Origin of the sequence: Pseudomonas crudilactis (assembly GCF_013433315.1) — a bacterium.
Lineage (GTDB): Bacteria > Pseudomonadota > Gammaproteobacteria > Pseudomonadales > Pseudomonadaceae > Aquipseudomonas > Aquipseudomonas crudilactis.
This window is the reverse complement of the sequence record NZ_WXVV01000038.1, coordinates 23,853-48,854: the sequence shown is the minus strand read 5'-3', so window position 1 is coordinate 48,854 and position 25,002 is coordinate 23,853. Positions and strand designations below refer to the sequence as shown.

Sequence of the window (25,002 nt, the reverse complement as noted above, 5' to 3'; positions counted from 1 at the left end):
CGCCAACGCCGACCGCATCACCATCACCGCGAAAACCGAACTGGTGATCCAGGGCGGCGGCAGCGCCACCACTTACAACGCCGGCGGCATCACCCACGCCACCAGCGGCCCGTACACCGCGCACGCGGCGAACTTCGCCTACACCGGGGCGAAAAGTCTCGCCGGGGTATTCCCGGAACCACCGAAACCGGGCAAGGGCAACCTGGAATTGTTCAACCAATACGCCGGGCGTCAGGGCATCAAAGAGGGCGATTACGAAGTCATCGACGCCCTGGGCAAAAGCATCAAGGGCAAGCTCGACGGCAAGGGTTTCGCCAGCGTCGCCGGCGCTGCACCGGGGCCGGCGCGTGTGCTGTTCGGCAAGGATCCGGCAGACACCTGGAGCGATGGCAGTTACATCGGCAAGCCGGAATGGCCGTTGAATCCACCGGGGGCCGAAGACGTGCCGAGTCAGGTGCAAGCCATGGTCGCGCAGGTCTTGCCGAGCAAGAGCTGGGAGATGTTGGAGAAAGGCAAGGACATGGCGCAAACAGGGATGAGCGCAGTGCAGTCCGCGCAAGGTGCGATGCAAGCAGCGCAGCAGGTGAAGGGTGTGGTGCAGGGCGGTGTGGCCGGATTGCCGAAATTGGCGAGTGCGGCGTTGCCGAGTGCGTCGGGGATTTTGGGGGCGGCGGGTAAGGCGGGCAAGTTGCCGAGCCTGCCTGCACCGAGTCTGCCAAAACCTTCCTTGAAAACCCCGGGCCTGTTGGCGGGTGAGATGCTGTCATGACGACTGAAGTAGCTGCTGTAAAACGTGAACCTCAGGTTGCCATCGTTCCACTGAATGCCATTGACGTTCAGGACGTCGCCAGCAGTGCGGCAACCTTTGATGCCTGGCTGCAATCGGCCAGCGGTGGTGTGGTCACCCTCGACCGGATCAAGAACGTCGCCGGCGCGTTGCCGGTTGTGGGCAACATCATGGCACTGGTCGATGCGTTGGGTGACATTGTCACTTTGTCGAATGCGCAGAAACGTGACCTGCTGGCGTGGGCCAGTCTCGGCATCAATCTGATCGGTGTACTGCCGTTGCCACCTGCGATGGCGGCTGCACGCATGACCCTGCGTCCGACGCTGTTTCTGGTGCGTCAGGAGATGAAAGCCAGCAGCAGGATGTTGCTCAGCACCTCGGTGATCGAAGTGCTGGTCGGCCACTTGAACGAGTCCATCATCGGCACCCTCGATGACTTCGTTGAACAGGCCAAAGGCAAGCTGCCGGGGATTTTGGCGGACGCTGGCAAGCTAGGTGAGGATGTCATCAACGAGATCGCCAAAGGTCTCGATACGGTGGCCAATGGCAAGCTGGATGCCAAGGGGGATGCGCAGGCTGCCGGTCAACAGATCAGTGCCGCCGGCGATCAGTTACTCAATGATCCACTTGCGGCGATTGGCAATATTTTCGGTGCCGCCTCCAGCGCCTACAAAGCGGCAGGCAAAGGATTGGCCAATAGCGCGGCGGATCATCTGCTGCCTGACGAGATCAAGCAAAGGGTTGCCAGCGAGACAGCGAAGCTGCGGGCGATGGGGCCGGAGTTACGTACACAATTGAGCAAATTGGACGATGAATCGGTCCAGAACTCGATTGGCTGGTTGCTGCTGATTTTATCCAGTGCGGTCACTCTTTGGCGTAAGCGCAATGCTCATGGGCAGAGCGCTGGAGTCAAGCCGGACCAGACCAGTCAAGCCAAGCCAAGCGGACGGCTTCGGAGGGCGGACTGGGCGCCGTAGGTCTCCAGGCTCCGGCCGCTCAAGCGGCTAATCCGAGAAAGAACGGCCCCTGTCCGGGCACCTGTCGTAGCATCAACTTTGCCCTGGGTTCGGAAAGCCTCCGCCACACCGATTTCAGCCTGCCCGGCCCCTTCCCGATCGAATGGACGCGCACTTACAACTCCCGCCTCGACGCCTACGATCAGAGTGAACTCGGCGCTCGCTGGATCAACGAATTCACCACACGTTTTGACTGCGTGGACGATGGCCTGACGTTCTACGGCGCTGACGGCCGCGACCACAGCTATCCACTGCCAAAAGTCGGCCTGTTCCACTACGACGCCATCGAAAACATCACCCTGGTCCGCAACAGCGAAGATCAGCTGTTGCTGTGCCGTGGTTTCGAGCGTAAGGAAACCTACGTCCGCCGTGGCCAGCGCTATGTGCTGAGCAACATTTCTCTGCGCAACGGCGCCGGAGTGATGCTGCATTACGAGCATCGTCACGGCGAACACTCGCGGCTCTCGGATCTGATCACCTATCAGGAAAACGACTTCACCAAAGTCCATTTGCACCTAGGCACGATGATCGACGATCTCGGTCGGTTTATCGGTCTTTGGGAAATCGTCGACGGCGAACCGTTGCGACAGCTTTGTGCGTACCAATACGATGCCTATGGCGACCTGATTCAGGCGCAGGACGAGAACGGTGCAGTCTGGTCGTATCAGTTCCAGCATCACCTGATCACCCGCTACACCGACCGCACCGGGCGCGGCATGAATCTGCAGTGGGACGGTTCAAGCGCCAAGGCCAAAGCCGTGCGCGAATGGGCCGACGACGGCAGCTTCGACACGCGTCTGGAATGGGACGAAAACATCCGTCTGACCTACGTCACCGATGCCCTTGGCAACGAGACCTGGCACTACTACGACATCCTTGGCTACACCTACCGTATTCGCTACGCCGACGAGCGTTCGGAATGGTTCTTCCGCGACGAGGCGAAGAACATCGTGCGCCGCGTCAATGCCGACGGCAGCACCGATCGCTACAGCTACGATGAACGCAGCAACCTGCTCGAACACATCCGCGCCGATCACACGGTGGTGCATTACGCCTACGATGATCAGGATCTGCTGATCAAGATCAGCGACGCCGAGGGCGGTCAGTGGCAGCGCGCCTATGACGACCAAGGCAACTTGGTCGAAGCGCTCGATCCACTGGGCAACAAAACCGAATACGCCTACAACAAATCCGGCCTGCCCACCGCGATCAAGGACGCCAACGGCAACGAAAAAACCCTCGACTACAACGACGCCGGGCAACTGGTCGAGTACGTCGATTGCTCGGGCAAAACCAGCGCGTGGGAATACAACGAACTGGGGCAGATGATCTGCTTCACCGACGCTGCCGGACACACCACCGAGTATGAATACAAGGCCGGCCAACTGGTGCTGATCAAGCACCCGGACAAGACCGAAGAGCGCTTTGAGCGCGACGCCGAAGGTCGTTTATTGGCGTACGCCGACGGTCTCGATCGTTGCACCACCTGGAGCTACAGCGCGGCCGGTTTGATCACCGAGCGTGTCGATGCCGCGGAACAAACACTGCGCTATCGTCGGGACCGTCTCGGACGGCTAACGGCCCTGGAAAACGAAAACGAACAACGCGCGCTCTTTCACTACGATCCGGTCGGACGTCTGCTGGAAGAACGCCGCTTTGACGGGCGCAGCACTCGTTATCAGTACGACCCACTGACCGGTCGCCTGGCCCAATCGATCAATGGCCAACGTGTCATCTCGTTGAGCTTCGACCCGATGGGCCGTTTGACCGAACGTCGCGCGACCTTGGGCGACCAGTCGCAAAGCGAAACCTTTGCCTACGATGGCAACGGCAACATGGTGCTGGCCGACAACGCCGACAGCCGCCTGCAATGGTTTTATGATCCGGCAGGAAATATTCTGCGTGAGCACCAACACTATCTGGGGTTGGACAGCCCGGTGGTCGCGGTCTGGCGGCACGAATACGACGTACTAAACCAGTGTATTGCCACGACCCGTCCAGACGGCCACCGTGTCAGTTGGTTGACTTACGGCAGTGGACACTTGCTAGGTCTACGACTGGACAATCATGAACTGGTTGGCTACGAGCGCGACGACATGCACCGCGAAATCGCCCGCCATCAAGGCAACCACCTGGTGCAAACCCAAAGCTGGGATCCGGTTGGTCGCTTGCAGGAGCAATTGCTGGGACGCAGCGACGACAAATCCATGCTGCTCAAACGCGAATACACCTACGACGCGGCCGGCCAACTGACTAACATCAACGACAGCCGCCGTGGCCCGCTCGCCTATCGCTACGATCCCGTTGGCCGACTGCTCAGCGCCGTGACGCGTCAAGGCGTGGAAACCTTTGCCTTCGACCCGGCCGGCAACCTGCTCGACGACAAGGCGACAGAAATTCGCCGACCACTGGATCAGACGCCACAGCGCAGCAAACTCGTCGATAACCTGCTGCGCGAATACACCGGCACCCACTACGACTACGACGAACGCGGCAACCAGATCCAGCGCTGGCACAACGGCCAACGCAGCGATCTACAGTGGGATTTGTTTGATCGACTGGTGCATTTCGAAGACCCGCGCCTGAGCGTGGATTTCGCCTACGATGCACTGGGACGCCGCCTGCACAAAAACTCGCGCGCGCACTACAAACAGCGTCCGGAAGCAGGCTCTCTCTGGAACAGAAACGAGCACGCGCGCAAACAGCGCGAACTCGGCTGCGGCTTCACCTTGTACGGTTGGGATGGCGACAACCTCGCTTGGGAAAGCAACCCGGCGCAAAGCGAAGGCGAGCCGGGTCGCACGGTTCATTATGTCTTCGAGCCAGACACCTTCGTCCCGATCGCTCAGGCTGTACGGCATGCGCCAATCGATCTGATCGGTTTGCCGGATTACAGCGGTGAATATAGCCTTGATGAAGATCCGGTGTGGAATCACAAGGTAACGGCATTACCGTTTGATGCGTTGGCGTGGTACCAGTGTGATCACCTCGGCACGCCGCAGGAGCTGACCGACTCCCAAGGCAACATGGCCTGGACCGCGCAGTACAAGGCGTGGGGGCAGATGACGGAGCAGCGCTCGGAGTGGGCGCGGCAGCATGGTGTGATGAACCCAATTCGGTTCCAGGGGCAGTATCACGATCATGAGACAGGGCTACATTACAATAGATATCGTTATTACGATCCTTCGGTCGGACGTTTTATAAATCAAGATCCGATCGGTCTCGCAGGGGGATTGAACGCCTACGAATATGCACCAAATCCGGTGCAATGGATCGACCCGTTAGGTCTAGCGCGTATTCCGAAGTCGGTGAAAACGAAGGTAGCTATCGAGAACAAGCAATTTCACGGAGTGGAATCATGTGAGAAGTGCTTGATCACAGTAGTTCCTGGTCAAAAGAGCCAGAGGGGTGTAACTCCGCCACCGAATGAACGACAATTCGATCATATTCAACCTGATTCATTGGGAGGCGCAAACGATGAGGGTAATACCCAGATTCTATGTCGCCGTTGTAATCGTGAAGCTTCTGATTCAATCAAGCCGGATTACAAAATAATCAACCGTCTAGGCGGCTCCCCACCTTGAGCGTATAAAGTATGAAAGATATTTTTCACAAGATTGTCTTTGAGTTAACGCCTGACGAGGATGATTATCCTCCTGTATCTGCTGAGTCGATTTGGGGTATCTATGCCGGTGATGGCACCTATACCTTAGACAATACTCCCTATTACGTTTATGGCGTGAGTAAGGGAGATTCCGTGCAGGTAAAGTCCAGTGGCGATGAGATGATAGCTGTGCGTGTCGCAAAACAGGGTGGCCATTCGACTGTCAGAGTTTTTGCCAGTGATACTGAAGAGAAAAGTAAAATAATCGCTGATCTTCATCAGTTCGGTGCCTCGTGCTCAGTTAGTCAGGAAATGTCGCTGTTTACAGTGGATATTCCCTCAGATTGTGATTTTTTCGCAATCGACAGATATTTGTCCAATATTGCTGATGGGGAAAATATTGCATATGAGGATGCTTGTCTGCAGCACTCAGATATTGAGTCATCTCGTCTAGGGGAGTGCCTGTCATTGGCTTCTTTACCACTACTAGCTCATTGATTGAGTAAGCCCTAAGGGGGGAGTGGAGACAGGCCGCGATCTGGAGTTTATTAATCGTAGTCTGTCCCTATTAATATCCTAACGATGTTACGCAGTCCTCATTGTTGGCTGTGCAGTCACATTGCCCTGTCTGCTCAAGAAAACAGGGTTGGCATGCATCGTCTTATTCAAAATGTATGGAAACCAAGCTAGGGATCTGATTAATGCAAAAGGCTGAAGCTGTTTATCCGGATCAGGCACAGACAAAAATCTGTAGCAAGTATGGAATGCCTGTGCAACCGCCCGAAGAGATGGTCGCGGTTGCTATTGATTCGCTTGGCCAGTCGCCGATATACGGCACAAGAGTGCAATTGCCCGAGGCCGGTAATATCAGTTGGTTCATCCACTGCGGTGAGTACTCGGCGGCGGATGATTTTTACAAGCCTGTCCATGTTCACCACCTAAGTGAAATGTTGCCTCATGTTGTGAATTATCTTTGTCTGCCCACTGGCGCAAAATTCATCATTGATACAGCCGGCTATGAAGACGTCTGGATGGCTGAGTAAGAAATATTGAAGCCGGTTCACCCCCGGTTTCGCATTTGATTGATCCCGTGGATCAATTGGAATATCAGCAGCTTGGTCAAAGGAGTGACAACATGAAAGACGCCATTCGCTTGGGCGACTCCACCACTCACGGTGGCAAGGTCCTCGAAGCTTTCTCCCAGACTGACCTCAACGGCAAGCCCATTGCCGGGGTCGGTCACAAAGTCAGTTGCCCGTTGTGCAAAGGAATATTCCCGATTGCCGAGGGCAGCAGCACTTACACCGTCGATGGCACGCCCATCGCGCTAGATGGCATGAAAACCGCCTGCGGCGCTGCGCTGATTGCCAGTGGCCCGAAAGGCGCGGTCGTCAGCTGAATGCTGCAATGCCGCTGATGGAGAGCCAGCGGCGTGGCGTTTGACCTGCACGGACAAACGCTTTCAATCACTTTCCTGAGAACGGACCTCTGACGGGTGAGAAACTGCAATGACCACTGAAACCGCTGTTGCGAAAAAACGTGAGCCGCAAGTAGCGGTCGTGCCGCTCAACACCATCGACATCAAAGACGTCGGGCGCGGGGCAGCGAAATTTGACGCCTGGCTGCAATCGATCAGCGGTGGCGTGGTCACCCTTGAACGCGTCAAGAACGTCGCTGGCGCGTTGCCGGTCGTGGGCAACATCATGGCCCTGGTGGATGCGCTCGGAGATATCGTCACGCTGGCCAAAAGCAAGCAGCGGCAAGTCCTCGACTGGGTCAGCCTGGGCATCAATCTGATCGGTGTGCTGCCGGCACCGCCGACCATGGCGTCGGCGCGCATGACCCTGCGTCCGACCTTGTCACTGGTCCGTCAGGAACTGCGCAACAGCGCAAAAATGTTGTTGGGTGACTCGCTGATAGAAGTCCTGATCGGACATTTGAATGCCACCATCGTCGGTACCATCGATGACTTCGTCGAACAGGCCAAACCCAAGCTGGCGAGCATTCTTGACGACGCAGGCGAGCTAGGTCAGAAAGCAGTAAACGAGATTGCCAAGGGCCTGGAAACCGTAGTCAACGGCAAGCTCGACGCAAAAGGCGACATGAAGGCCGCGAGTGCGAAGATGAGTGCGGCCAGTGGTCAATTACTGCACAACCCCAAGGCGGCCATTGGCAATATTTTCGGTGCCGCGTTCAGTGCCTACAAGGCTGCAGGAAAAGGTGTCGCCAACACCGCTGCGAAGAACCTGCTGCCCGACAGTGCCAAGGCATTGGTGTTGAGCAACACGTCAATGCTGCGCACCATGGGCACGGAACTGCGAACCCAGATGAAGAAACTGGGCGATCCCGGTGTCAAGCACTCCATCGGTTGGCTGCTGCAAATGCTCGCAGGTGCCGTGGTGACTTGGCGTAAGCGGCGTTCTCATGGTCAAGGCGCCAGTGTCAAACCCGGCACTACGTCCAAAGCTCAGCACAAGGCCGGTGAGGGCAGGCTGGAAGCCACCGCGCAACAAGCTCCAGCAACACACGCGCCCGCACCGAAGAAAAATTGCGCCTGTTCCACTACCGCTCACAGCATCAGTTTTGCGTTGGGTTCGGAGAGCTTCAGCCATACCGATTTCAGCCTGTCCGGGCCGTTCCCGATCGAGTGGACGCGTACCTATAATTCACGCCTTGGCGCCTACGATCAGAGCGAACTCGGTGCCCGCTGGATCAACGAGTTCAGCACACGGTTTGACTGCGTCGACGATGGCTTGACGTTCTACGACGTCGACGGCCGCAACCACAGCTATCCGTTGCCCGGAGTCGGACTGTTCCACTACGACGCCATCGAGAACATCACGCTGGTTCGTGCCAGTGAAGATCAACTATTGTTGTGCCGCGGTTTCGAACGCAAGGAAAGCTACGTGCGACGGGGCCAGCGCTATGTGCTGAGCAACATCTCGTTGCGTAGCGGCGCCGGAATCATGCTGCATTACGAGCATCGACTTGGCGAACAAGCGGTGCTCTCGGACCTGATCACCTATCAGGAAAACGACACCAGCAAGGTGCATCTGCACCTTGGCACGATGATCGATGATCACGGTCGGTTTATCGGCCTCTGGGAGATCGTTGATGGCGAGCCACTACGACAGCTTTGTGCTTACCATTACGATGCCTATGGCGATCTGATTCAGGCGCAGGACGAGAACGGCGCAGTCTGGTCGTATCAGTTCGAGCATCACCTGATCACCCGTTACACCGACCGCACCGGGCGCGGTATGAATCTGCAGTGGGATGGCCAGAGCGCCAAGGCCAAAGCCATCCGCGAATGGGCCGATGACGGCAGTTTCGACACGCGCCTGGAGTGGGACGAAAACATTCGTCTGACCTACGTCACCGATGCCCTCGGCAATGAGACGTGGCACTACTACGACATCCTTGGCTACACCTACCGCATTCGCTACCCGGATGAGCGCTCGGAGTGGTTCTTTCGCGATGAAGCAAAAAACGTGGTTCGCCATGTGAATGCCGACGGCAGTACCGATCGCTTCAGCTTTGACGAGCGCAGCAACTTGCTCGAGCACATTCGCGCCGATCACACGGTGATGCACTACGCCTACGACGATCAGGACATGCTGATCAAGATCAGCGATGCCGAGGGCGGTCAATGGCTGCGTGCCTATGACGACCAGGGCAACCTCGTTGAAAGTGTCGATCCACTGGGCAACAAGACCGAGTACGCCTACAGCAAGTCCGGTCAGCCCACGGTGATCAAGGATGCCAACGGCAACGAGAAGACCTTGGCCTACAACGACGCCGGCCAGTTGCTGGAATACGTTGATTGCTCCTGCAAGACCAGTGCCTGGGAATATAACGAACTGGGGCAAATTGTCTGCTTTACCGACGCCGCCGGGAACAGCACCGAGTACCAATACAAGGCTGGACACTTGGTGCTGATCAAGCACCCGGACAAGACCGAAGAGCGCTTTGAGCGCGATGCCGAAGGTCGATTGTTAACCCATGTCGATGGCCTGGATCGCTGCACCACATGGAGCTACAACGCGGCAGGGTTGATTGACGAACGCATTGATGCCAACGAAAAAGCTCTGCACTACCACTGGGATCGCCTCGGTCGTTTATTGGCCCTGGAAAACGAGAACGAACAACGGGCGCATTTTCACTACGATCCGGCAGGTCGCCTGCTGGACGAAACCGGCTTTGATGGCTGCATCACGAGCTATCAATACGATGCTGACACCGGTCGACTCGCCCAATCGATCAATGGCCAACGCGTCATCTCGCTGAGCTTCGACCCGATGGGCCGCTTGACTGAACGTCGCGCCACTCTGGGCGACCAGTCGCAAAGCGAGACCTTCGCCTACGATGGCAACGGCAACCTGGTGCTGGCCGACAACGCCGACAGCCGCCTGCAATGGTTCCACGACCCGGCCGGCAATCTGCTGCGCGAGCACCAGCATTACCTCGGCCTGGAAAAACCCACCGTCGCGATCTGGCAGCACGAGTACGACGTGCTCAACCAACGAGTTGCCACCGTGCGCCCCGACGGCCACCGCGTCAGCTGGTTGACTTACGGCAGCGGCCACCTGCTGGGCATGCGCTTGGATGAGCATGAACTGATCGGCTACGAGCGTGATGACCTGCACCGCGAAGTCGCCCGTCATCAAGGCAACCACCTGCTGCAAACCCAGAGCTGGGATCCGGCCGGCCGTTTGCAGGAACAGTTGCTGGGACGCAGCGACGACAAATCCACGCTGCTCAAACGCGAATACACATATGACGCTGCCGGCCAACTGACCGACATCAACGACAGCCGCCGCGGCCCGCTCGCCTATCGCTACGATCCGGTCGGCCGACTGCTCAGCGCCGCAACGCGTCAAGGCGTGGAAACCTTCGCCTTCGACCCGGCCGGCAACCTGCTCGACGACAAGGCAACAGAAATTCGCCGCCCGCTCGACCTGACACCACCACGCAGCAAACTGGTCGACAACCTGCTGCGCGAATACGCCGGCACGCATTACGACTACGACGAACGCGGCAACCAGATCCAGCGCTGGCACAACGGCCAACGCAGTGATCTGCAGTGGGATTTGTTTGATCGACTGGTGCATTTCGAAGACCCGCGCCTGAGCGTGGATTTCGCCTACGACGCACTGGGACGCCGCCTGCACAAAAACTCCCGCGCGCACTACAAACAGCGTCCAGAAGCAGGCTCTCTCTGGAACAGAAACGAACACGCGCGCAAACAGCGCGAACTCGGCTGCGGCTTTACCTTGTACGGTTGGGATGGCGACACCCTCGCCTTTGAAAGCAGCCCTGCACAAAGCGATGGTGAACCGGGTCGCACGGTTCACTACATCTTCGAACCGGGCTCCTTCGTCCCCGTCGCGCAAGCGGTGCGCCACGCTCCGATCAACCTGATAAACCAACCGCAATACACTGGTGAATACAGTCTCGATGAAGACCCATTGTGGAATCGCGAGGCTACGGCATTACCCTTTGATGCGTTGGCCTGGTATCAATGCGATCACCTGGGCACTCCGCAGGAATTGACGGACGCGCAAGGCGACATCGCCTGGACCGCGCAGTACAAGGCGTGGGGACAGGTCACAGAACAGCGCTCGGAATGGGCGCGGCAGCATGGCGTGATGAACCCGATACGGTTTCAGGGGCAGTATCACGATCATGAGACGGGGCTGCATTACAACCGGCATCGGTATTACGATCCGCGAACCGGACGTTTCATCAGTAAGGATCCAGTCAGCTATGCAGGTGGGTGGAACCTGTTTGCCTATGCTCCAAACCCTGTCGGATGGGTTGACCCTGAAGGCCTGACAGGCAAGACGCCAGCCAGTAGGCTTGCAGACAAGGCGCAGAAACTGCCAGCATCAAAACGTCCGAATACGGTGGCAGTGATAGTGACCAAAGACGGGCGAGTGGTCACAGGTCGAAACCAGGGTGGCGTTTCCAATCCTGAGGTCAATGAAGCACTTAAAGGTATCCCGCCCAATGAGTTTGATGCGCAATGTGCAGAGGTCAATGCAATCGCCAGGGCTAAAAATAAAGGCCTGGATCTGGACGGCGCTGAAATTTCAGTGGCCAATGTGAGGGGCAAAAGCAGCACCAGCGGTGTACATGGCACGGACAAACCGCCGTGCTCAGTGTGTAATCCCTTAGTGAAGAAGTTTAATTTGAATGTAGTCGGCGGCAGCGGCTGCGGAGGAAAGTAATGACGTCAGAGTTTTCACGTGAGCTCAAAACTCTCTCCCCGAGAAATTTACAACGCTATGCATCAAAGCTTTTAAGGGCTTATTGCGAAGCAAAGTCTATTCGACACGAGGCCATCGATGAATTGACGGCCCACCTGGATAGTTTTCCTGATGGCGGTGGCTTGGCTGACTGGGAGCAAAAGGGTGCGTTGTTGCCGCTCAATGGAAGAGGAGATGATATGCCGTCAGATCTTGAACAATCGATTCCCTCTCAAGATATTGACGATTTTCGTCATGTGGTGGATAGCGCAGTCGAGGTCGGAATTGTCGATATATATGGCGCTTCAACCGATTTGCCGGTCAAGTTCATAGAAAAAATTTCGTCGATTCTTCGCAAGAACAATATTGATCTCCCGCAACTGTAATTAAAGGGAGGGCAGTATCACTTCGCAGGGACACTTGAACTCCCGTTAACGCGCGAATGTGGCACGGTACTCAACTGCATTTTTTAAAGGAAAGATCAGGGGATGCGCCAGGGTTTGGCGAATGCCGGCCTGTAATCAACGCTGATCGCGAGCGTTGATCACGGCTTGAGCAACGCCAATGTCGCCATCGCCATTCGCGGGATTCCAGGCCCGCTCGGGCCGTGTCTCCACCGGCATGCGCACCTCTGCGGCCGGCTTCTCAAGCCAGCAACTGCGCAATCCATTCAACCTGGCACGTGATCTCTCGTACCTTCGCCTCGGGCACAGCCTGCTGCGCCCGGGCGAACTGGCTCAGGGTTTTCTGCTTTTCGCGCAGCTTGTGTTGCCACTTGGCCAGAAACTCCGGACTGCGTGCCTGCATCTGTAGCGGGCCGAAGTACAGTTCTTGATCGGTGTAGGCCACGGAGGCTGCGCGCTCGGCAACGATGATTTCATAGTGGAAGCGGTTCTCCCGCAGCAGTTCTTCGCTGAGGATCCGGTAACCGTTTTCCATCAGCCATTGGCGCAAGGGTTGTTCGCCGCCATTGGGTTGCAGGATCAGGCGCTCTTTGCCGCTCAAACGGGCTTTGCCGCTGTCGAGGATGTCGCGGATGGTCTCACCGCCCATGCCGCAGATCGTGATGGCGGTAATCCCGTCGTCAGGTTCGATGGCCGCCAGACCATCAGCCAGGCGCACACTGATGTGCTGCTGCAGATCATTCTCGCGCACGGTGCGTGCGGCCGCATGGAACGGCGTCGACGCGACTTCACCCGCCACGGCCGCTGCGATCAGGCCACGGCGCATCAGCGCCACCGGCAGATAGCCGTGATCCGAGCCGATATCGGCCAGCCGCGCGCCGGCCGGCACGTGTGCAGCCACGCGCTCAAGGCGCATGGACAATGTCTGTTCGTTCAACGGCAACCCCTTGATGGCAGGCAAAGGGGTGCGACTCTGGCGAGCAACGCCGGGCCTGTCAAATCCCGGCGACGGAATTCAATGGCCCATTGACCGCGCTGAACGGCCAATGGGCGCCGAGGCTTAGCCCGCCAACGTCGCGTTGTCGATCACGAAGCGATATTTCACGTCGCCCTTGAGCATGCGCTCGTAGGACTCGTTGATCTGGTCGGCGCGGATCAGTTCGATGTCGGAAACGATGCCGTGCTCGGCGCAGAAATCGAGCATTTCCTGAGTTTCCGCAATGCCGCCGATCATCGAACCGGCAATCGTGCGGCGCTTCATGATCAGGTTGAACACGTTCGGCGAAGGATGCGAGGTGGCCGGCGCACCGACCAGCGTCAAGGCGCCATCACGCTTGAGCAGCACCAGGAAAGCATCGAGATCGTGCGGCGCCGCGACGGTGTTGAGGATCAGGTCGAAACTCTTGGCGTGCGCGGCCATTTCTTCGGCATCGCGCGACACCACAACCTCATCGGCGCCCAGCGCCTTGGCTGCTTCACGCTTGGATTCAGAGGTGGTGAACGCAACAACGTGCGCGCCCAGAGCATGGGCCAGTTTAATGCCCATGTGACCGAGGCCACCGATGCCGACCACGCCGACTTTCTTGCCGGGGCCGGCGTTCCACTGACGCAGTGGCGAGTAGGTGGTGATGCCGGCACACAACAGTGGCGCGACGGCGGCCAGTTGCGCTTCGGGATGACGGATGCGCAGCACGTAGCGTTCATGCACGACGATGTTTTGCGAATAGCCACCCAGTGTCCAGCCCGGTGCATCCGGAGTCGGGAAGTTGTAGGTGCCGATCATGCCGTCGCAGTAGTTTTCCAGACCGCTTTCGCAGTCGTCGCAATGTTTGCAGCTGTCGACGATGCAACCGACGCCGACCAGATCACCGACCTTGTAGTCCGAAACATGGGCACCGACGGCCGACACGCGGCCGACGATTTCGTGCCCCGGTACACACGGGAATTGCGTGCCGGCCCATTCCGCGCGCACCTGGTGCAGGTCGGAATGGCAGATGCCACAGAAGGCGATATCGATCTGCACATCATGGGCGGCCGGCGCGCGGCGGTTGATCTGCATCGGCTCAAGGGGTTTGTCGCCAGCGTGGGCGCCGTAGGCTTGTACAAGCATGGAAACATCCTCAATCGGTTTGTCGTGGCGACATTCTTGCTGTTCTGCCGCACCGAGCAGTAGTGCATTCCTGTGCGATCCTTGCCTGATCCTGTGAGCGGTTGTGACATTGCGCGGACAGACGCTCGTGGTGTTTGCAGGTAATCTGCCGCTCTGACTAAAACAAAACAAAAGCGGAGTCATTGATGCAACCAATCCGTCTCGGTCTGGTGGGCTACGGCAAGATTGCCCAGGATCAACACGTCCCGGCAATCCTCGCCAATCCCGCCTTCCACTTGGTGTCCGTCGCCACCCAAGGCAAGCCCTGCGCGGGCGTTGAGAACTTCCAATCCTTGGGTGAGCTGCTGAAAAACGGCCCGCCGGTGGATGCAATTGCCTTCTGCACGCCGCCGCAAGGGCGCTTCGCGCTGGTGCAGCAAGCGTTGGCCGCCGGCAAACATGTGCTGGTGGAAAAGCCGCCGTGTGCCACGTTGGGTGAGGCATTGGCCTTGGTCGATCAGGCCGCAGAGCAGGGCGTCAGCGCGTTGTTTGCCTGGCATTCACGCTATGCGCCCGGGATCGAAGCCGCTCGCGACTGGCTCGCCTCGCGCACTTTGCAAAGCGTGCAGATCGACTGGAAAGAAGATGTACGCAAATGGCACCCCGGGCAGACCTGGATCTGGCAACCCGGCGGCCTCGGTGTGTTCGATCCGGGCATCAATGCCTTGTCGATCGTCACTCATTTGCTCAAGTTGCCACTGTTCGTCGAATCGGCTGAGCTGCGCGTACCGAACAACTGCCAGTCGCCGATTGCCGCGTCGATCAAAATGTCAGACGCCGGCCGCCTCGATGTGCGCGCGGAGTTTGATTTTGACCATGGCCATGATGAGCTGTGGAGTATCGAAGTTCGTTGTGCCGAGGGTGTTCTGCGTCTGGAAAACGGCGGGGCGTTGTTGAGCATTGACGGTGTGCGCCAGGCGGTGTCGGAGGAGGGTGAGTACGCAGCGGTGTATCGGCATTTTCAGCAGCTGATTGGCGACAAGGCCAGTGACTTGGATGTGCAGCCGTTGCGCTTGGTGGCAGACAGTTTTTTTGTGGGGAGTCGGGTGTTGGTTGAGGCGTTTTACGATTAGTGCGGTGGGCAACATATCCGGTCAATCGCTCTTTACTTGTTTTCCTTGCCGACGCTCTATTGAAGGCAGAACGGCGGGAACTGAAAAGCTCCCGCGGTCTGAATTTCTCTTCAGCGATTGGCTTCGGCCAGACCTGCCTCAATGAAACGTACTGAGCTCTCCATTGCCTGTTGACCTTCTGGCAGCATGGCAGAGTAGAAGTGCCAGGCGTGGAACATGGCAGGCCATACCTCGAGATTGACTCGGACACGGTTGTCCGCCAGGTGGGTGGCAAGCCGCATCGCGTCACTCAGCATCAATTCGTTCTCGCCAATCTGTACCAGAATAGGTGGGAGTCCAGTGACGTCCGCGAAAACTGGCGATGCCAGAGGATGGTTGGCGAGTGTCTCGCCAAGGAATGTTCTAGCAAGAATATCCAGAACAGGCTTGGAATTCAGCGGATCCAGGTCCTCGCGGTTGCTCATAGAGGCGCCGGTGTGTTCGAGGTTTGCCCAAGGCGAGATCGAAGAACCCACCGCAGGTAACGCAAGCCCTTTGGATTTGGCAGCCACCATCACGCTTACAACCATTGCGCCGCCAGCCGACTCGCCGGAAAACGCGATTTTTTCAGCCGGGATTTTCTGCTCAAGCAACCACTCGTAGGCGCGCAGTGTGTCGTCGATGGAGGCGGGGAATTTGTGCTCCGGGGCCAGGCGGTAGTCAGGCATGTATACACGAGCACCCAGCATCTTCGCGTAGTTGCCACCTATGCCGTGGTAGCCATCTGGACGGCCGACAATGTACGCGCCGCCATGGATGTACATCACAACTGCGTCGGTCTTGACTTCATCGGGTGTCACCAGGGTCCCTGGAACACCGCCCATGTCGACTGCTTCGAACCTGACGCCGGTGGGCGCTGGATTTTGCGCGAGCATTCTTGCGTAGGAGTCGCGGATATCGCTCATTTTCGTGGTGGTATCAATTCCTTTCAGCACAGGTACCAAATCGCTCAGGCTGTTGGCCCAGGTTTGAACGGCTGCTTTTACTTTCGTATTCATAGTGATCTCGCTTGAAGGAGGGCATTGGATTGGCTAATTGAGATACTATTCTCTTGATTGGGGAATAGGGTTCCCCATAGCAAGTGCCGTGGCGCCCGAACGTTGAGCGAGTGAGAAAGTATGGAAATTCATAACCTGAACGATATCGCGGCTTTCGTGGGGTCGGTAAATGCCGGAAGCTTTACCGCAGCTGCCAAGCAATTAGGTCTCACTCGTTCGGCAGTGGGTAAATCGATTGTCAGGCTGGAAGCCAGATTGCAAGTGCGGTTACTCAACCGCACAACCCGCAGTCTGAGCCTGACGGACGACGGGCAGGTACTCTACGAGCGCTGTGTTGGCATCCTTCAAGATCTTGACGATGTCGAGGATGCACTGGCGTTTCGTCGCTCGACACCCAGTGGGCGATTGCGTATGAGTTTGCCGGTCGCGCTGGGTAGGCTTCACGTTCTCCCCCACATCGAATGCTGTCTGAAGGACTGGCCTTCGCTAAGTGTCGACGTTACGTTTTCCGACCGACTGGTAGACCTCATTGATGAGGGGTTTGACCTGGCCATGCGTATTGGCCCGCCCAAAGAGGATTCTCGATTGCTGACACGCACCGTGGCGTACCAGCAGATGATCACCTGTGCTTCACCCCAATATCTGGCTGAGCATCCACGGCCGCAAACGCCCGAAGAACTGTCCACGCACGAATGTCTGCATTTCGTCAGCGGGGGACGATTACTTCCATGGAATTTTCGAGTAGACGGCCAAGCGGTTGCCTTCACTCAAGGTGGGCGGCTACAGATGGACAGCGCGGAAGCGCTGCACGAGTGCGCGATGGCGGGCTTGGGTATTGCGACACTGCCGTCGTACGTGGTGAGCCACCAACTACGCAGCGGTAAGCTTATTCAACTGCTCGAGGAATATGCTGAGGCAGCAGAACCCATCCGTATCATCTATCCCAGCAAGCGACACCTTTCTCCCAAGATCCGACTGTTCATCGATAAGCTCCTGGACGCGTGGTCGCCTTGCCCTCCGTGGGAACAATGTCCGGTTGATGATATTGGCGCTTTATGAAAAGGGCGGCTTATGCTCCCGGCGGAGCGGATAGTTGCAATGTCGTCAGGAGCGCTGAAAGAAGCATTGCAACCGATCACTCGGGTGCAGACGCTAAACTGCATCTGCACCCGCCGTTCAGAAACGATCGAGTCTGAAGCGTTCATCTGCCGTCAGATCTATAGCCTGATGCGTCGTTGCCGGCCGAGCCATACGCACCACCATCTCCGCCGTCACCGCCGCTTGCGTCAGCCCCAGATGCTGATGCCCAAAAGCGAGCAACACCTTACCTCCACAGACCCGATCAATCACCGGCAACGAATCCGGCAACGACGGTCGGAAACCCATCCACGGCGTCGCCGCTTCAGCACTCAGATCCTTGCGAAACAGACCCTGGCTCAACCGATGCAACTGCCACGCGCGTTCCATGCTCGGCGGTTTTTCCAGACCGGCGAACTCGACGGTGCCGGCCAGACGCAACCCTTTGGCCATCGGCGTCATGATGAACTTGCGTTCCAGCGAGGTCACGGGGAAGGGCAGTCGGTCGTGTTCCTGAGGCAGCATCAGGTGGTAACCGCGCTCGGTGTCCAGCGGTACTTTTTTGCCGGTGAGGGCGGCGGTGAGTTTCGCCGAATGTGCGCCACAGGCGATCAGCACGCGGCTGGCAGTCAGACCGCCATTGCCGGTGGTCAGCGTCACCCCGTGCTCTTGCACATAGCCACCCTGAACCTGCTGCTGTACGAAGCTCACGCCGCTGGCCTTGGCCGCTTCGACCAATTCACACACCACGCGATACGGGTCCATGAAGTGCCCTGTGCGTGGGAAGAACAAGCCGCCCTGAATCTGTTCGCTGAGTTGCGGCGCGGTTTCGCGTATGGCGCCGGACTGCCAGTAATCGACCGGCACCTGCTGCTGATGCAGGCGAGCCTGTAATGCCTGGATTGCCTGACGCGATTCGTGGCGTTCGAACACTAACAGCGAGCCATCGACCTTGAGCAGGTCAGGCCGCTGGATGTCGGCGAGCAAGCGCTGCCACGCATCAAGACTGCTTTCATTGAGCGCGCGCAAGCCTGCCACGGTGTTCTGAAAAGGCGCCGGGCGCAGATTCAGCAACAACCGAGTGAACCATGGCAAGGCGCGCGGCAGGTATTGCCAGTCCAGCCGCAACGGCCCCATCGGGTCCATCAACATGGCGGGCAGGCGCTTGAGGATGGACGCGTCGGCAATCGGAAACACCTGTTCGGTCGCCAGATGTCCGGCATTGCCGAACGAGGCGCCGTGGCCGGGTGGCTGCTGATCGATCACCACCACGCGCAATCCCTGGCGAGCCAGACGCAGTGCACAGGCGACGCCGATGATGCCGGCGCCGACCACAGCGATGTCGTGGGAAACGTTATTCGTCATGGCGCTGCGCTTCCCTTTGCCCATCGAGCAGACGGCGCAATTGCAGCGGATTACCTTGTTTCAATGCGTCAGGTAACAAGCTGTCGGGGAAGTCCTGATAGCACACCGGGCGCAGGAAACGCAGGATCGCCGCCGTACCGACGGATGTCGTGCGCGCGTCCGAGGTGGCCGGGAACGGCCCGCCATGCACCATTGCGTCACACACTTCGACCCCGGTTGGCCAGCCGTTGACCAGCAAGCGGCCGGCCTTGCGCTCCAGCGTCGGCAGCAAAGCACGCGCCTGTTGCAGGTCTTGGTCATCCAGATGCAATGTCGCGGTCAACTGACCCTCCAGATGCTCGGTCACCTGGCGGATTTCAGCTTCACTTTCGCATTGCACGATCAGCGCAGCTGCACCGAAGGCTTCGGCTTGCAGGCGGTGATCGGTAAGAAAGTCGGCGGTCTCGGTCACGAAAACACGGGCCTGACATTGGTTCGGGCCGTTGCCGCTCTGACCAGCACCCGCGATGTTCGCCCTGGCATTCTCGGCCAGCGCATTCACGGCCGATTCGTAAGCGCTGAAGATGTTCGGTGTCAGCATCGTCTGCGCCGGACTGCGTTGAATGATCTCGGCGGTTGCGGCGATAAACTTGTCCAGCGCCGGTCCTTTCAAGGCGATGACTAAACCCGGATTGGTGCAGAACTGGCCCGCACCCAGTGTCAGCGAGGCCACAAACCCTTCAGCCAACGCCTGCGTGCGATTGTCCAGCGCCGCCGGAAACAGCAGCACCGGATTGATCGAACTCATTTCCGCGTACACCGGAATCGGTTCGGGTCTGGCCTGCGCCGCTTGAATCAGCGCTAGGCCACCGCTGCGCGAACCGGTAAAACCCACCGCTTTGATCCGTGGATCTGTGACCAGTGCGATGCCCACTTCGCGGCCGGAACCGTACAGCAACGAGAACACGCCTTCCGGCAAACCACAGTTTTTTACCGCCCGAGCAACCGCGCGACCGATCAGTTCGCTGGTGCCGGGATGCGCGCTGTGCGCCTTGACGATCACCGGGCAACCGGCGGCCAATGCTGACGCGGTGTCACCGCCCGCCACCGAAAATGCCAGCGGAAAATTGCTCGCACCAAACACCGCGACCGGCCCCAGCGCGATCTGACGCTGACGCAGATCCGCGCGTGGCAACGGCTGGCGTTGCGGTTGTGCGCTGTCGACGCGTACATCCAGCCATTCACCGGCGCGGACCGTGCGGGCGAACATTCTTAATTGTTGGCAAGTGCGCCCGCGTTCACCTAGCAGGCGCGCACGCGGCAGGCCGGTTTCGGCGTGGGCGCGGTCGATCAGTTCATCGCCTAGGCCTTCGATTTCCATGGCAATGCTTTCGAGACATTCAGCGCGAACATTCAGCGCCGTCTCGCGATAAACATCGAACGCTGCCCAGGCCAGCGCACAGGCCTGTTCGACATGCTCGGCCGATCCACCGGCATACGCGGGCTCCAGCGTTTCATTGGTAGCCGGATTGATCCCGCGAATGGCGGCGCGATGGCCAGCAACCGTTTGCTGTCCGATCAGCATGTGGCCCGTCAGAGTCATGGTGTCTTCCTGATAAAGAGGGAAATGCCTGCCGCGTAGCGCAACGCATCGCGGCAGGTGAGGCTTGCGGTGTCAGGCGAAGTTCTGTTCCGCCGACCAGTTCTCGTACCAGTGACGGAACAGCGAATACTGTTTCTCGGCATAACGCCGCTGCGAATCGCTCAACGCATCGGTTTCGTTGAAGTGCAGGGTGTATTCCTTGTCGCCGTTGAGCACCATCAGGTGCTTGTAGTACAGCACCAGATCGCAGCCTTCATCGAACGACGACAGCACCGCCAGCGCCGATTCCAGCTCTCGCGCCTGACGACGGGCCTTGGCATCACCCTTGGCCGCCTGCTTGCTCAGCGCCACCAGTTGCAGCACCTCGCGGGGCAGGGCGTTGCCGATACCGGTGATCGCACCGGTGGCGTTGCAGTTGACGAAACCGTGCACCACTTGCGTGTCGACACCGACCATCAGGGTCACGTCATCGTCTTTGCTGGTGATGTTTTCGGCGGCGTAACGCAAGTCGGCACCACCACCGAATTCCTTGAAGCCGATCAGGTTCGGGTACTCGCGACGCAGTTCGAAGAACAGGTCGGCACGGGTGGCGAAGCCGTAGTAAGGGCTGTTGTAGATCACTGCCGGCAGGTTTGGCGCGGCTTGCAGAATCGCGGCGAAATGGGCCTTTTGCGCAGTGACCGAAGCGCCACGGGACAGCACGCGGGGGATTACCATCAGACCCTGCGCGCCGACTTTTGCCGCGTGGGCCGCGTGGGAAACCGCTTCACGAGAGTTGACTGCGCCGGTTCCGACAATGGTTGGAATCCCCGCGGCGACCAGACGCGCCACGCCTTCCTGACGTTCGGCTTCGGTCAGCAGCGGCCAGTCACCCATCGAGCCGCAATAGACTACGGCGCTCATGCCGATATCGATCAGCTCGCGACCTTTGGCCACCAGCGCATCGAAGTCCGGTTTGCGTTGGGCGGTGCACGGGGTCATCAGGGCCGGCATGCAACCGGTGAAGATGTTGTCGCTCATTGTTTTAACTCCTTGGCACATCATTCAATTTGAGGTGAAAAGTCAGCGCGGTGGCTCAGATGCCCCACGCGAACGGGTCGGCTTCGTCGATCAGCAAGGTGCTGTCGGCGGTCATGTAGGCGCGGCCAGTGATGAACGGGCGAATGCGTTCGCCGTCCCATTCGAAGCGACCTTCGAACTGGCTGCCGGTGATGCTCGCCTGCACCCACGTGGCCCCGGCTTGCAGTTTGTCGTCGGCCGCAAGGCAGGCGAGTTTGGCGCTGGTGCCGGTGCCACACGGTGAGCGGTCGTAGGCTTTGCCGGGGCAAATGACGAAGTTGCGGCTGTCGGCTTCGTTGTCATCGGCGAACAGTTCGATGTGATCGATGACGGCACCGTCCTCGCCGTAAATGCCTTGGTCTTCGAGGGCTTTGAGCATGGCCCAGGTGTACGCCGTGAGGTGTTCGACGTTGTCCATGGTCAGCGTCTGGCCGTGCTCGGAAACGAGGAAAAACCAGTTGCCGCCGTAGGCGATGTCGCCAAATACTCGCCCGAATCCCGGCACATCCACTGGCACCTGTTTGCGATGTCGATAGGCGGGTACGTTGCCCAAGGTGACGGTTCCGTCGTCATGCAGCGTGGCGCTGACCGGGCCGACTGGCGTGTCGATCTTGTGTACGCCCGGTTCGATTCGCCCCAGGTAATGCAACGAGTTGATCAGGCCGATGGTGCCGTGGCCGCACATGCCCAGATACCCGGCGTTGTTGAAGAAAATCACCCCACAGGTCGCGTCCGGCGAGACCGGCTCGCAATACAGCGCGCCGACCAGTACATCGTTGCCACGCGGCTCCAGCAGGCAGGCGCGGCGCCATTGATCATGCTCAGTGCGCAGGGCGTCTCGTTTTTCGGCGATGCTGTTGCCGGGCAGATCAGGGAAGCCGTTCATCACCAGACGCGTGGGTTCACCGCCGGTGTGGGAATCAATGACGTGTAGTTGTTTCATGAATAGATCCCGTTGGATGATTTCAGTAGGCGCCGGCAGGGCGCGCAGACACGCTCGAGGCCGGGGCGGCGACTTCGCTTTCTTCGTCGTCCTCTTCCAGACGCAGCAGGTGCGCCGGTACGCCGGTCGCCGCTCCCCAGTAGTAAATGCCAGTGGCACAGGCTGCGACGACGAGGGTGTCGTACGGATGGGCGAGGATGCCGAGACCGCCGAAGGTGCCGAGTTTCGACAACACGATGGTCACCGCATAGAAGGCGATCAGCCACGCCGAGGAACGCACTTGGCTGGCCAGATTGAGGTGAGCGGTCGGCACGAAGCGGCCGCACAGCAGATACACAACGAACATCAGGATTTGCAGACCGAGCAGCCACGACACGGTGTTCCAGCCCGACCAGTAGACGATGAGCGCGGCGATGATGAACGACACCGGCCCGAGCAGACCCATGCACTTGACCCGGAACGGGCGCGGCATATTCGGCGCGTTGCGGCGCAGCGCGGCCACGGTCACAGGGGCTACGGCGTAGCTCAACACCAGCGCAGCGGAAACCACGTTGATCAGCGCCTCCCACGACGGGAACGGCAGGGTCCAGAACACCGACAGGGCGAAGGTCAGCCACAGCGCCGGACGCGGAATCCCGGACTTCTCATCGATATGCGTGAAGACCTTGAAGAAGGTGCCGGTCTGCGCCCAGCCATAGATCACGCGCGGGGTGGCGTTCATGTAGATGTTGCCGCAGCCGCTCGGCGAGATCACCGCATCGGCGACCACCAGATAGGCCAGCCAGCCCACGCCCAATGCCAGGGCGATGTCGCGGTAAGGCAGGGAAAACTCCTTGCTGATACCGGCCCAGCCATTGGCGAGCATTTCGGTCGGGATGCTGCCGAGAAAGGCCATTTGCAGCAGCACATAAATCAACGTCGACAGCAGCACCGAGAGGATCAGTGCGATGGGAATTGTGCGCTGCGGATTCTTCACTTCACTGGCCACCGAGATGATCGGTGTCAGCCCCAGATACGCGAAAATCACGCCACCCGCCGACACCGCCATTTCGATACCGGACAAGCCGAACGGGGCGAATCCTTGCACGTGGAAGTTGGCCGGCTTGAAGAAAGTGAACAGCACACCAATCACCAACAGCGGCACGATGAACTTGAACACGCTGACCAGATTGTTGGCCTTGGCGAAGGTCTTTACGCTGCGGTAATTGAGCAGGAAAAACACGCACAGAAGGCCGAACTGCACCATCCAGCCGAGAATCGTCGGGTCGCCGCTGCCAGCCTTGGTCAGCTCTGGAAACCACGCTGCTGCGTATTGGCGTGAGGCAACCACTTCGATCGCCACCAGACTGGAAAACGCGATCAGGGTGATGAAGCCCATCAGGTAGCCGAGCAGCGGCCCGTGGGAGTAAACCGGATAGCGCACAACGCCGCCGGCACGCGGTAATGCCGCGCCCAGCTCGCAATAGACGATGCCCAGCAACAACACGGCAAAACCACCCAGCAGCCAGGAGAAAATCCCCGCCGGCCCGGCAATCGCGGACACATGACTGGCCGCGAACAACCAGCCGGAACCGAAGATCGCCCCGAGCCCGATAAATGTGAGGTCGATCAGTGAAAGCTGTTTTTTGAACTTGCCTTGGCCTGACATGGCATCGCCTTCTTGTGAGTTATTGGATAGGCAGTTGTGTCACTGGGACGGCCAGACTTTGAACTCATCGATGGTGTGGCGATTGATGTTTTGCGGTGGCTTCGATGACGAAATCAGCACAATCGCACTGGCGAAACGTGGCCCTCGACAGGTCTTTAACGATGCTGCAATCTGCACGCGAAGGCCGCATGGCAGGCGCTTTGTCCATCCACGTTACGAGGGGATTGTTTGATGCAGCAGGCGTTTTCGATCCTGGCTCAAGGCATTGATGGGCATCGCCCGCAGACACTTGAGGAACTCTTGGCCGGCGCCGCGCTGTTGTTGCCGATGCTCGATGTGATCCCCAACGCGGCGATTTTCATCAAGGATGTGCAGGCCCGTTACGTGCTCGCCAACCGCACGTTGGTGCAACGCTGCGGCTTGAAGGATCTGCGTCCGTTGCTTGGCAAAACCAGTGCGCAGGTGTTCCCGGCGCAACTCGGGCCGGGCTACACCGAGCAGGATCGCAAGGTGCTGGAAGAAGGCTTTGTACTGGAGGACCAACTGGAGCTGCATCTGTACGGCAGTCGCGAACCGGGTTGGTGCCTGACGCACAAGCAGCCGCTGTACAACCGTGACGGGGTGATCATTGGTCTGGCGGGGATTTCGGTGGACCTGCAATCGGCCAGTGAAACCCATCCGGCGTTCGAGCGGCTGGCGGCTGTCGATGAGCATATTCGCGCGCATTTCAATCGTCGGGTCACCCTCAGTGAACTGACCCGAATCGCCGGCATTTCAGTCGCGCAACTGGAGCGTTACTGCAAACGGGTGTTCCACCTGACGCCACGGCAGATGATCCAGAAAGTACGCCTCGAACACGCGCACCGCTTGCTGCACACCGACCTGCCGATTACCGATGTGGCGCTGCAATGCGGCTACACCGATCACAGCGCCTTCACCCGCCAGTTCAAGGCGTCGACCGGTTTTACGCCGCGCGAGTATCGGCAGGCCACTTCCCCCTGATGAAGTGG

At 58.7% G+C, this 25,002-nt stretch carries 19 protein-coding genes and 1 pseudogene; 12 read left to right on the top strand and 8 right to left on the bottom strand.

Translation table 11 applies throughout. The annotated features are described in order from the left end of the window. The 9 genes and pseudogenes from GTU76_RS29190 to GTU76_RS29160 form a co-directional block, all read left to right on the top strand. Positions 1 to 769: DUF2345 domain-containing protein (locus GTU76_RS29190; protein ID WP_180700211.1), on the top strand; the 769-nt coding region annotated here is incomplete at its 5' end. Next, positions 766 to 1,764, top strand: a complete 999-nt coding sequence (locus tag GTU76_RS30185) for a hypothetical protein (RefSeq protein ID WP_246376174.1) — start codon at positions 766 to 768, stop codon at positions 1,762 to 1,764. The genes GTU76_RS29190 and GTU76_RS30185, both read left to right, overlap by 4 nt. Next, positions 1,752 to 1,991, top strand: a pseudogene (locus tag GTU76_RS30460) (DUF6531 domain-containing protein); the annotation flags it as partial. The gene GTU76_RS30185 and the pseudogene GTU76_RS30460, both read left to right, overlap by 13 nt. A gap of 9 nt (positions 1,992 to 2,000) precedes the next feature. After that, the gene (locus tag GTU76_RS29185) at positions 2,001 to 5,387 is read left to right on the top strand and encodes an RHS repeat-associated core domain-containing protein (RefSeq protein ID WP_343057672.1); all 3,387 of its coding nucleotides are present in this window, start codon (positions 2,001 to 2,003) and stop codon (positions 5,385 to 5,387) included. Positions 5,388 to 5,398: 11 nt separating this feature from the next. Further along, positions 5,399 to 5,905: a DUF4265 domain-containing protein gene (locus GTU76_RS29180; protein WP_016987535.1), complete on the top strand. Its 507-nt coding sequence runs from the start codon at positions 5,399 to 5,401 to the stop codon at positions 5,903 to 5,905. Positions 5,906 to 6,108: 203 nt separating this feature from the next. Then, positions 6,109 to 6,450 carry an immunity protein Imm33 domain-containing protein gene (locus tag GTU76_RS29175; RefSeq protein ID WP_016987534.1) on the top strand — a complete coding sequence of 114 codons (342 nt, stop codon included), beginning with the start codon at positions 6,109 to 6,111 and terminating at the stop codon, positions 6,448 to 6,450. Positions 6,451 to 6,542: 92 nt separating this feature from the next. Then, positions 6,543 to 6,806, top strand: coding sequence for a PAAR domain-containing protein (locus GTU76_RS29170; protein ID WP_007918680.1), 264 nt, complete (start codon positions 6,543 to 6,545; stop codon positions 6,804 to 6,806). A gap of 109 nt (positions 6,807 to 6,915) precedes the next feature. Further along, positions 6,916 to 11,637: an RHS repeat-associated core domain-containing protein gene (locus tag GTU76_RS29165; protein WP_180700210.1), complete on the top strand. Its 4,722-nt coding sequence runs from the start codon at positions 6,916 to 6,918 to the stop codon at positions 11,635 to 11,637. Then, positions 11,637 to 12,041 carry a hypothetical protein gene (locus tag GTU76_RS29160; RefSeq protein WP_016987702.1) on the top strand — a complete coding sequence of 135 codons (405 nt, stop codon included), beginning with the start codon at positions 11,637 to 11,639 and terminating at the stop codon, positions 12,039 to 12,041. Before GTU76_RS29165 ends, GTU76_RS29160 begins: the two co-directional genes overlap by 1 nt. A gap of 259 nt (positions 12,042 to 12,300) precedes the next feature. On the opposite strand, the gene GTU76_RS29155 is transcribed toward GTU76_RS29160, so the two are convergent. Continuing rightward, positions 12,301 to 12,996, bottom strand: coding sequence for a tRNA (adenine(22)-N(1))-methyltransferase (locus GTU76_RS29155; RefSeq protein ID WP_281368156.1), 696 nt, complete (start codon positions 12,994 to 12,996; stop codon positions 12,301 to 12,303). A 123-nt stretch (positions 12,997 to 13,119) separates the two neighbouring features. Beyond that, entirely contained in the window at positions 13,120 to 14,169 is a 1,050-nt protein-coding gene (locus GTU76_RS29150; RefSeq protein WP_175554067.1) for an NAD(P)-dependent alcohol dehydrogenase, read from the bottom strand. 185 nt (positions 14,170 to 14,354) lie between these two features. Here GTU76_RS29150 and GTU76_RS29145 point away from each other — a divergent pair, with 185 nt between their 5' ends. Beyond that, positions 14,355 to 15,281 carry a Gfo/Idh/MocA family protein gene (locus GTU76_RS29145; RefSeq protein ID WP_180700208.1) on the top strand — a complete coding sequence of 309 codons (927 nt, stop codon included), beginning with the start codon at positions 14,355 to 14,357 and terminating at the stop codon, positions 15,279 to 15,281. Positions 15,282 to 15,391: 110 nt separating this feature from the next. On the opposite strand, the gene GTU76_RS29140 is transcribed toward GTU76_RS29145, so the two are convergent. Next, positions 15,392 to 16,318, bottom strand: coding sequence for an alpha/beta hydrolase (locus GTU76_RS29140; RefSeq protein ID WP_180700207.1), 927 nt, complete (start codon positions 16,316 to 16,318; stop codon positions 15,392 to 15,394). A 120-nt stretch (positions 16,319 to 16,438) separates the two neighbouring features. Here GTU76_RS29140 and GTU76_RS29135 point away from each other — a divergent pair, with 120 nt between their 5' ends. Further along, positions 16,439 to 17,377, top strand: coding sequence for a LysR family transcriptional regulator (locus GTU76_RS29135; RefSeq protein WP_016987707.1), 939 nt, complete (start codon positions 16,439 to 16,441; stop codon positions 17,375 to 17,377). Positions 17,378 to 17,494: 117 nt separating this feature from the next. Here the strand turns inward: GTU76_RS29135 and GTU76_RS29130 are convergent, their stop codons facing one another. The 5 genes from GTU76_RS29130 to GTU76_RS29110 all read right to left on the bottom strand — a co-directional run bounded on the left by GTU76_RS29130 (position 17,495) and on the right by GTU76_RS29110 (position 23,992). Further along, complete coding sequence (locus GTU76_RS29130; protein WP_180700206.1) at positions 17,495 to 18,760, bottom strand: NAD(P)/FAD-dependent oxidoreductase; 1,266 nt, start codon at positions 18,758 to 18,760, stop codon at positions 17,495 to 17,497. Further along, entirely contained in the window at positions 18,750 to 20,342 is a 1,593-nt protein-coding gene (locus GTU76_RS29125) for an aldehyde dehydrogenase (NADP(+)) (RefSeq protein WP_180700205.1), read from the bottom strand. The genes GTU76_RS29130 and GTU76_RS29125 overlap by 11 nt, the downstream gene beginning before the upstream one ends. A gap of 72 nt (positions 20,343 to 20,414) precedes the next feature. Continuing rightward, on the bottom strand, positions 20,415 to 21,362 hold the full coding sequence (locus GTU76_RS29120; RefSeq protein ID WP_007916052.1) for a dihydrodipicolinate synthase family protein: 948 nt from the start codon (positions 21,360 to 21,362) through the stop codon (positions 20,415 to 20,417). 55 nt (positions 21,363 to 21,417) lie between these two features. Next, positions 21,418 to 22,344, bottom strand: coding sequence for a 4-hydroxyproline epimerase (locus GTU76_RS29115; RefSeq protein ID WP_180700204.1), 927 nt, complete (start codon positions 22,342 to 22,344; stop codon positions 21,418 to 21,420). 22 nt (positions 22,345 to 22,366) lie between these two features. Then, positions 22,367 to 23,992, bottom strand: coding sequence for an APC family permease (locus GTU76_RS29110; RefSeq protein WP_175554075.1), 1,626 nt, complete (start codon positions 23,990 to 23,992; stop codon positions 22,367 to 22,369). Positions 23,993 to 24,223: 231 nt separating this feature from the next. Here GTU76_RS29110 and GTU76_RS29105 point away from each other — a divergent pair, with 231 nt between their 5' ends. Beyond that, on the top strand, positions 24,224 to 24,994 hold the full coding sequence (locus GTU76_RS29105) for an AraC family transcriptional regulator (protein ID WP_016987712.1): 771 nt from the start codon (positions 24,224 to 24,226) through the stop codon (positions 24,992 to 24,994). The last annotated feature ends 8 nt before the right edge of the window (positions 24,995 to 25,002 follow it).

Coding starts and splice junctions, on each gene's coding strand:
- GTU76_RS30185 (WP_246376174.1), top strand. CDS start 766: ATGACGACTGAAGTAGCTGCTGTAAAACGTGAACCTCAGGTTGCCATC.
- GTU76_RS29180 (WP_016987535.1), top strand. CDS start 5,399: ATGAAAGATATTTTTCACAAGATTGTCTTTGAGTTAACGCCTGACGAG.
- GTU76_RS29175 (WP_016987534.1), top strand. CDS start 6,109: ATGCAAAAGGCTGAAGCTGTTTATCCGGATCAGGCACAGACAAAAATC.
- GTU76_RS29170 (WP_007918680.1), top strand. CDS start 6,543: ATGAAAGACGCCATTCGCTTGGGCGACTCCACCACTCACGGTGGCAAG.
- GTU76_RS29165 (WP_180700210.1), top strand. CDS start 6,916: ATGACCACTGAAACCGCTGTTGCGAAAAAACGTGAGCCGCAAGTAGCG.
- GTU76_RS29160 (WP_016987702.1), top strand. CDS start 11,637: ATGACGTCAGAGTTTTCACGTGAGCTCAAAACTCTCTCCCCGAGAAAT.
- GTU76_RS29150 (WP_175554067.1), bottom strand. CDS start 14,169: ATGCTTGTACAAGCCTACGGCGCCCACGCTGGCGACAAACCCCTTGAG.
- GTU76_RS29145 (WP_180700208.1), top strand. CDS start 14,355: ATGCAACCAATCCGTCTCGGTCTGGTGGGCTACGGCAAGATTGCCCAG.
- GTU76_RS29140 (WP_180700207.1), bottom strand. CDS start 16,318: ATGAATACGAAAGTAAAAGCAGCCGTTCAAACCTGGGCCAACAGCCTG.
- GTU76_RS29135 (WP_016987707.1), top strand. CDS start 16,439: ATGGAAATTCATAACCTGAACGATATCGCGGCTTTCGTGGGGTCGGTA.
- GTU76_RS29130 (WP_180700206.1), bottom strand. CDS start 18,760: ATGACGAATAACGTTTCCCACGACATCGCTGTGGTCGGCGCCGGCATC.
- GTU76_RS29125 (WP_180700205.1), bottom strand. CDS start 20,342: ATGACTCTGACGGGCCACATGCTGATCGGACAGCAAACGGTTGCTGGC.
- GTU76_RS29120 (WP_007916052.1), bottom strand. CDS start 21,362: ATGAGCGACAACATCTTCACCGGTTGCATGCCGGCCCTGATGACCCCG.
- GTU76_RS29115 (WP_180700204.1), bottom strand. CDS start 22,344: ATGAAACAACTACACGTCATTGATTCCCACACCGGCGGTGAACCCACG.
- GTU76_RS29110 (WP_175554075.1), bottom strand. CDS start 23,992: ATGTCAGGCCAAGGCAAGTTCAAAAAACAGCTTTCACTGATCGACCTC.
- GTU76_RS29105 (WP_016987712.1), top strand. CDS start 24,224: ATGCAGCAGGCGTTTTCGATCCTGGCTCAAGGCATTGATGGGCATCGC.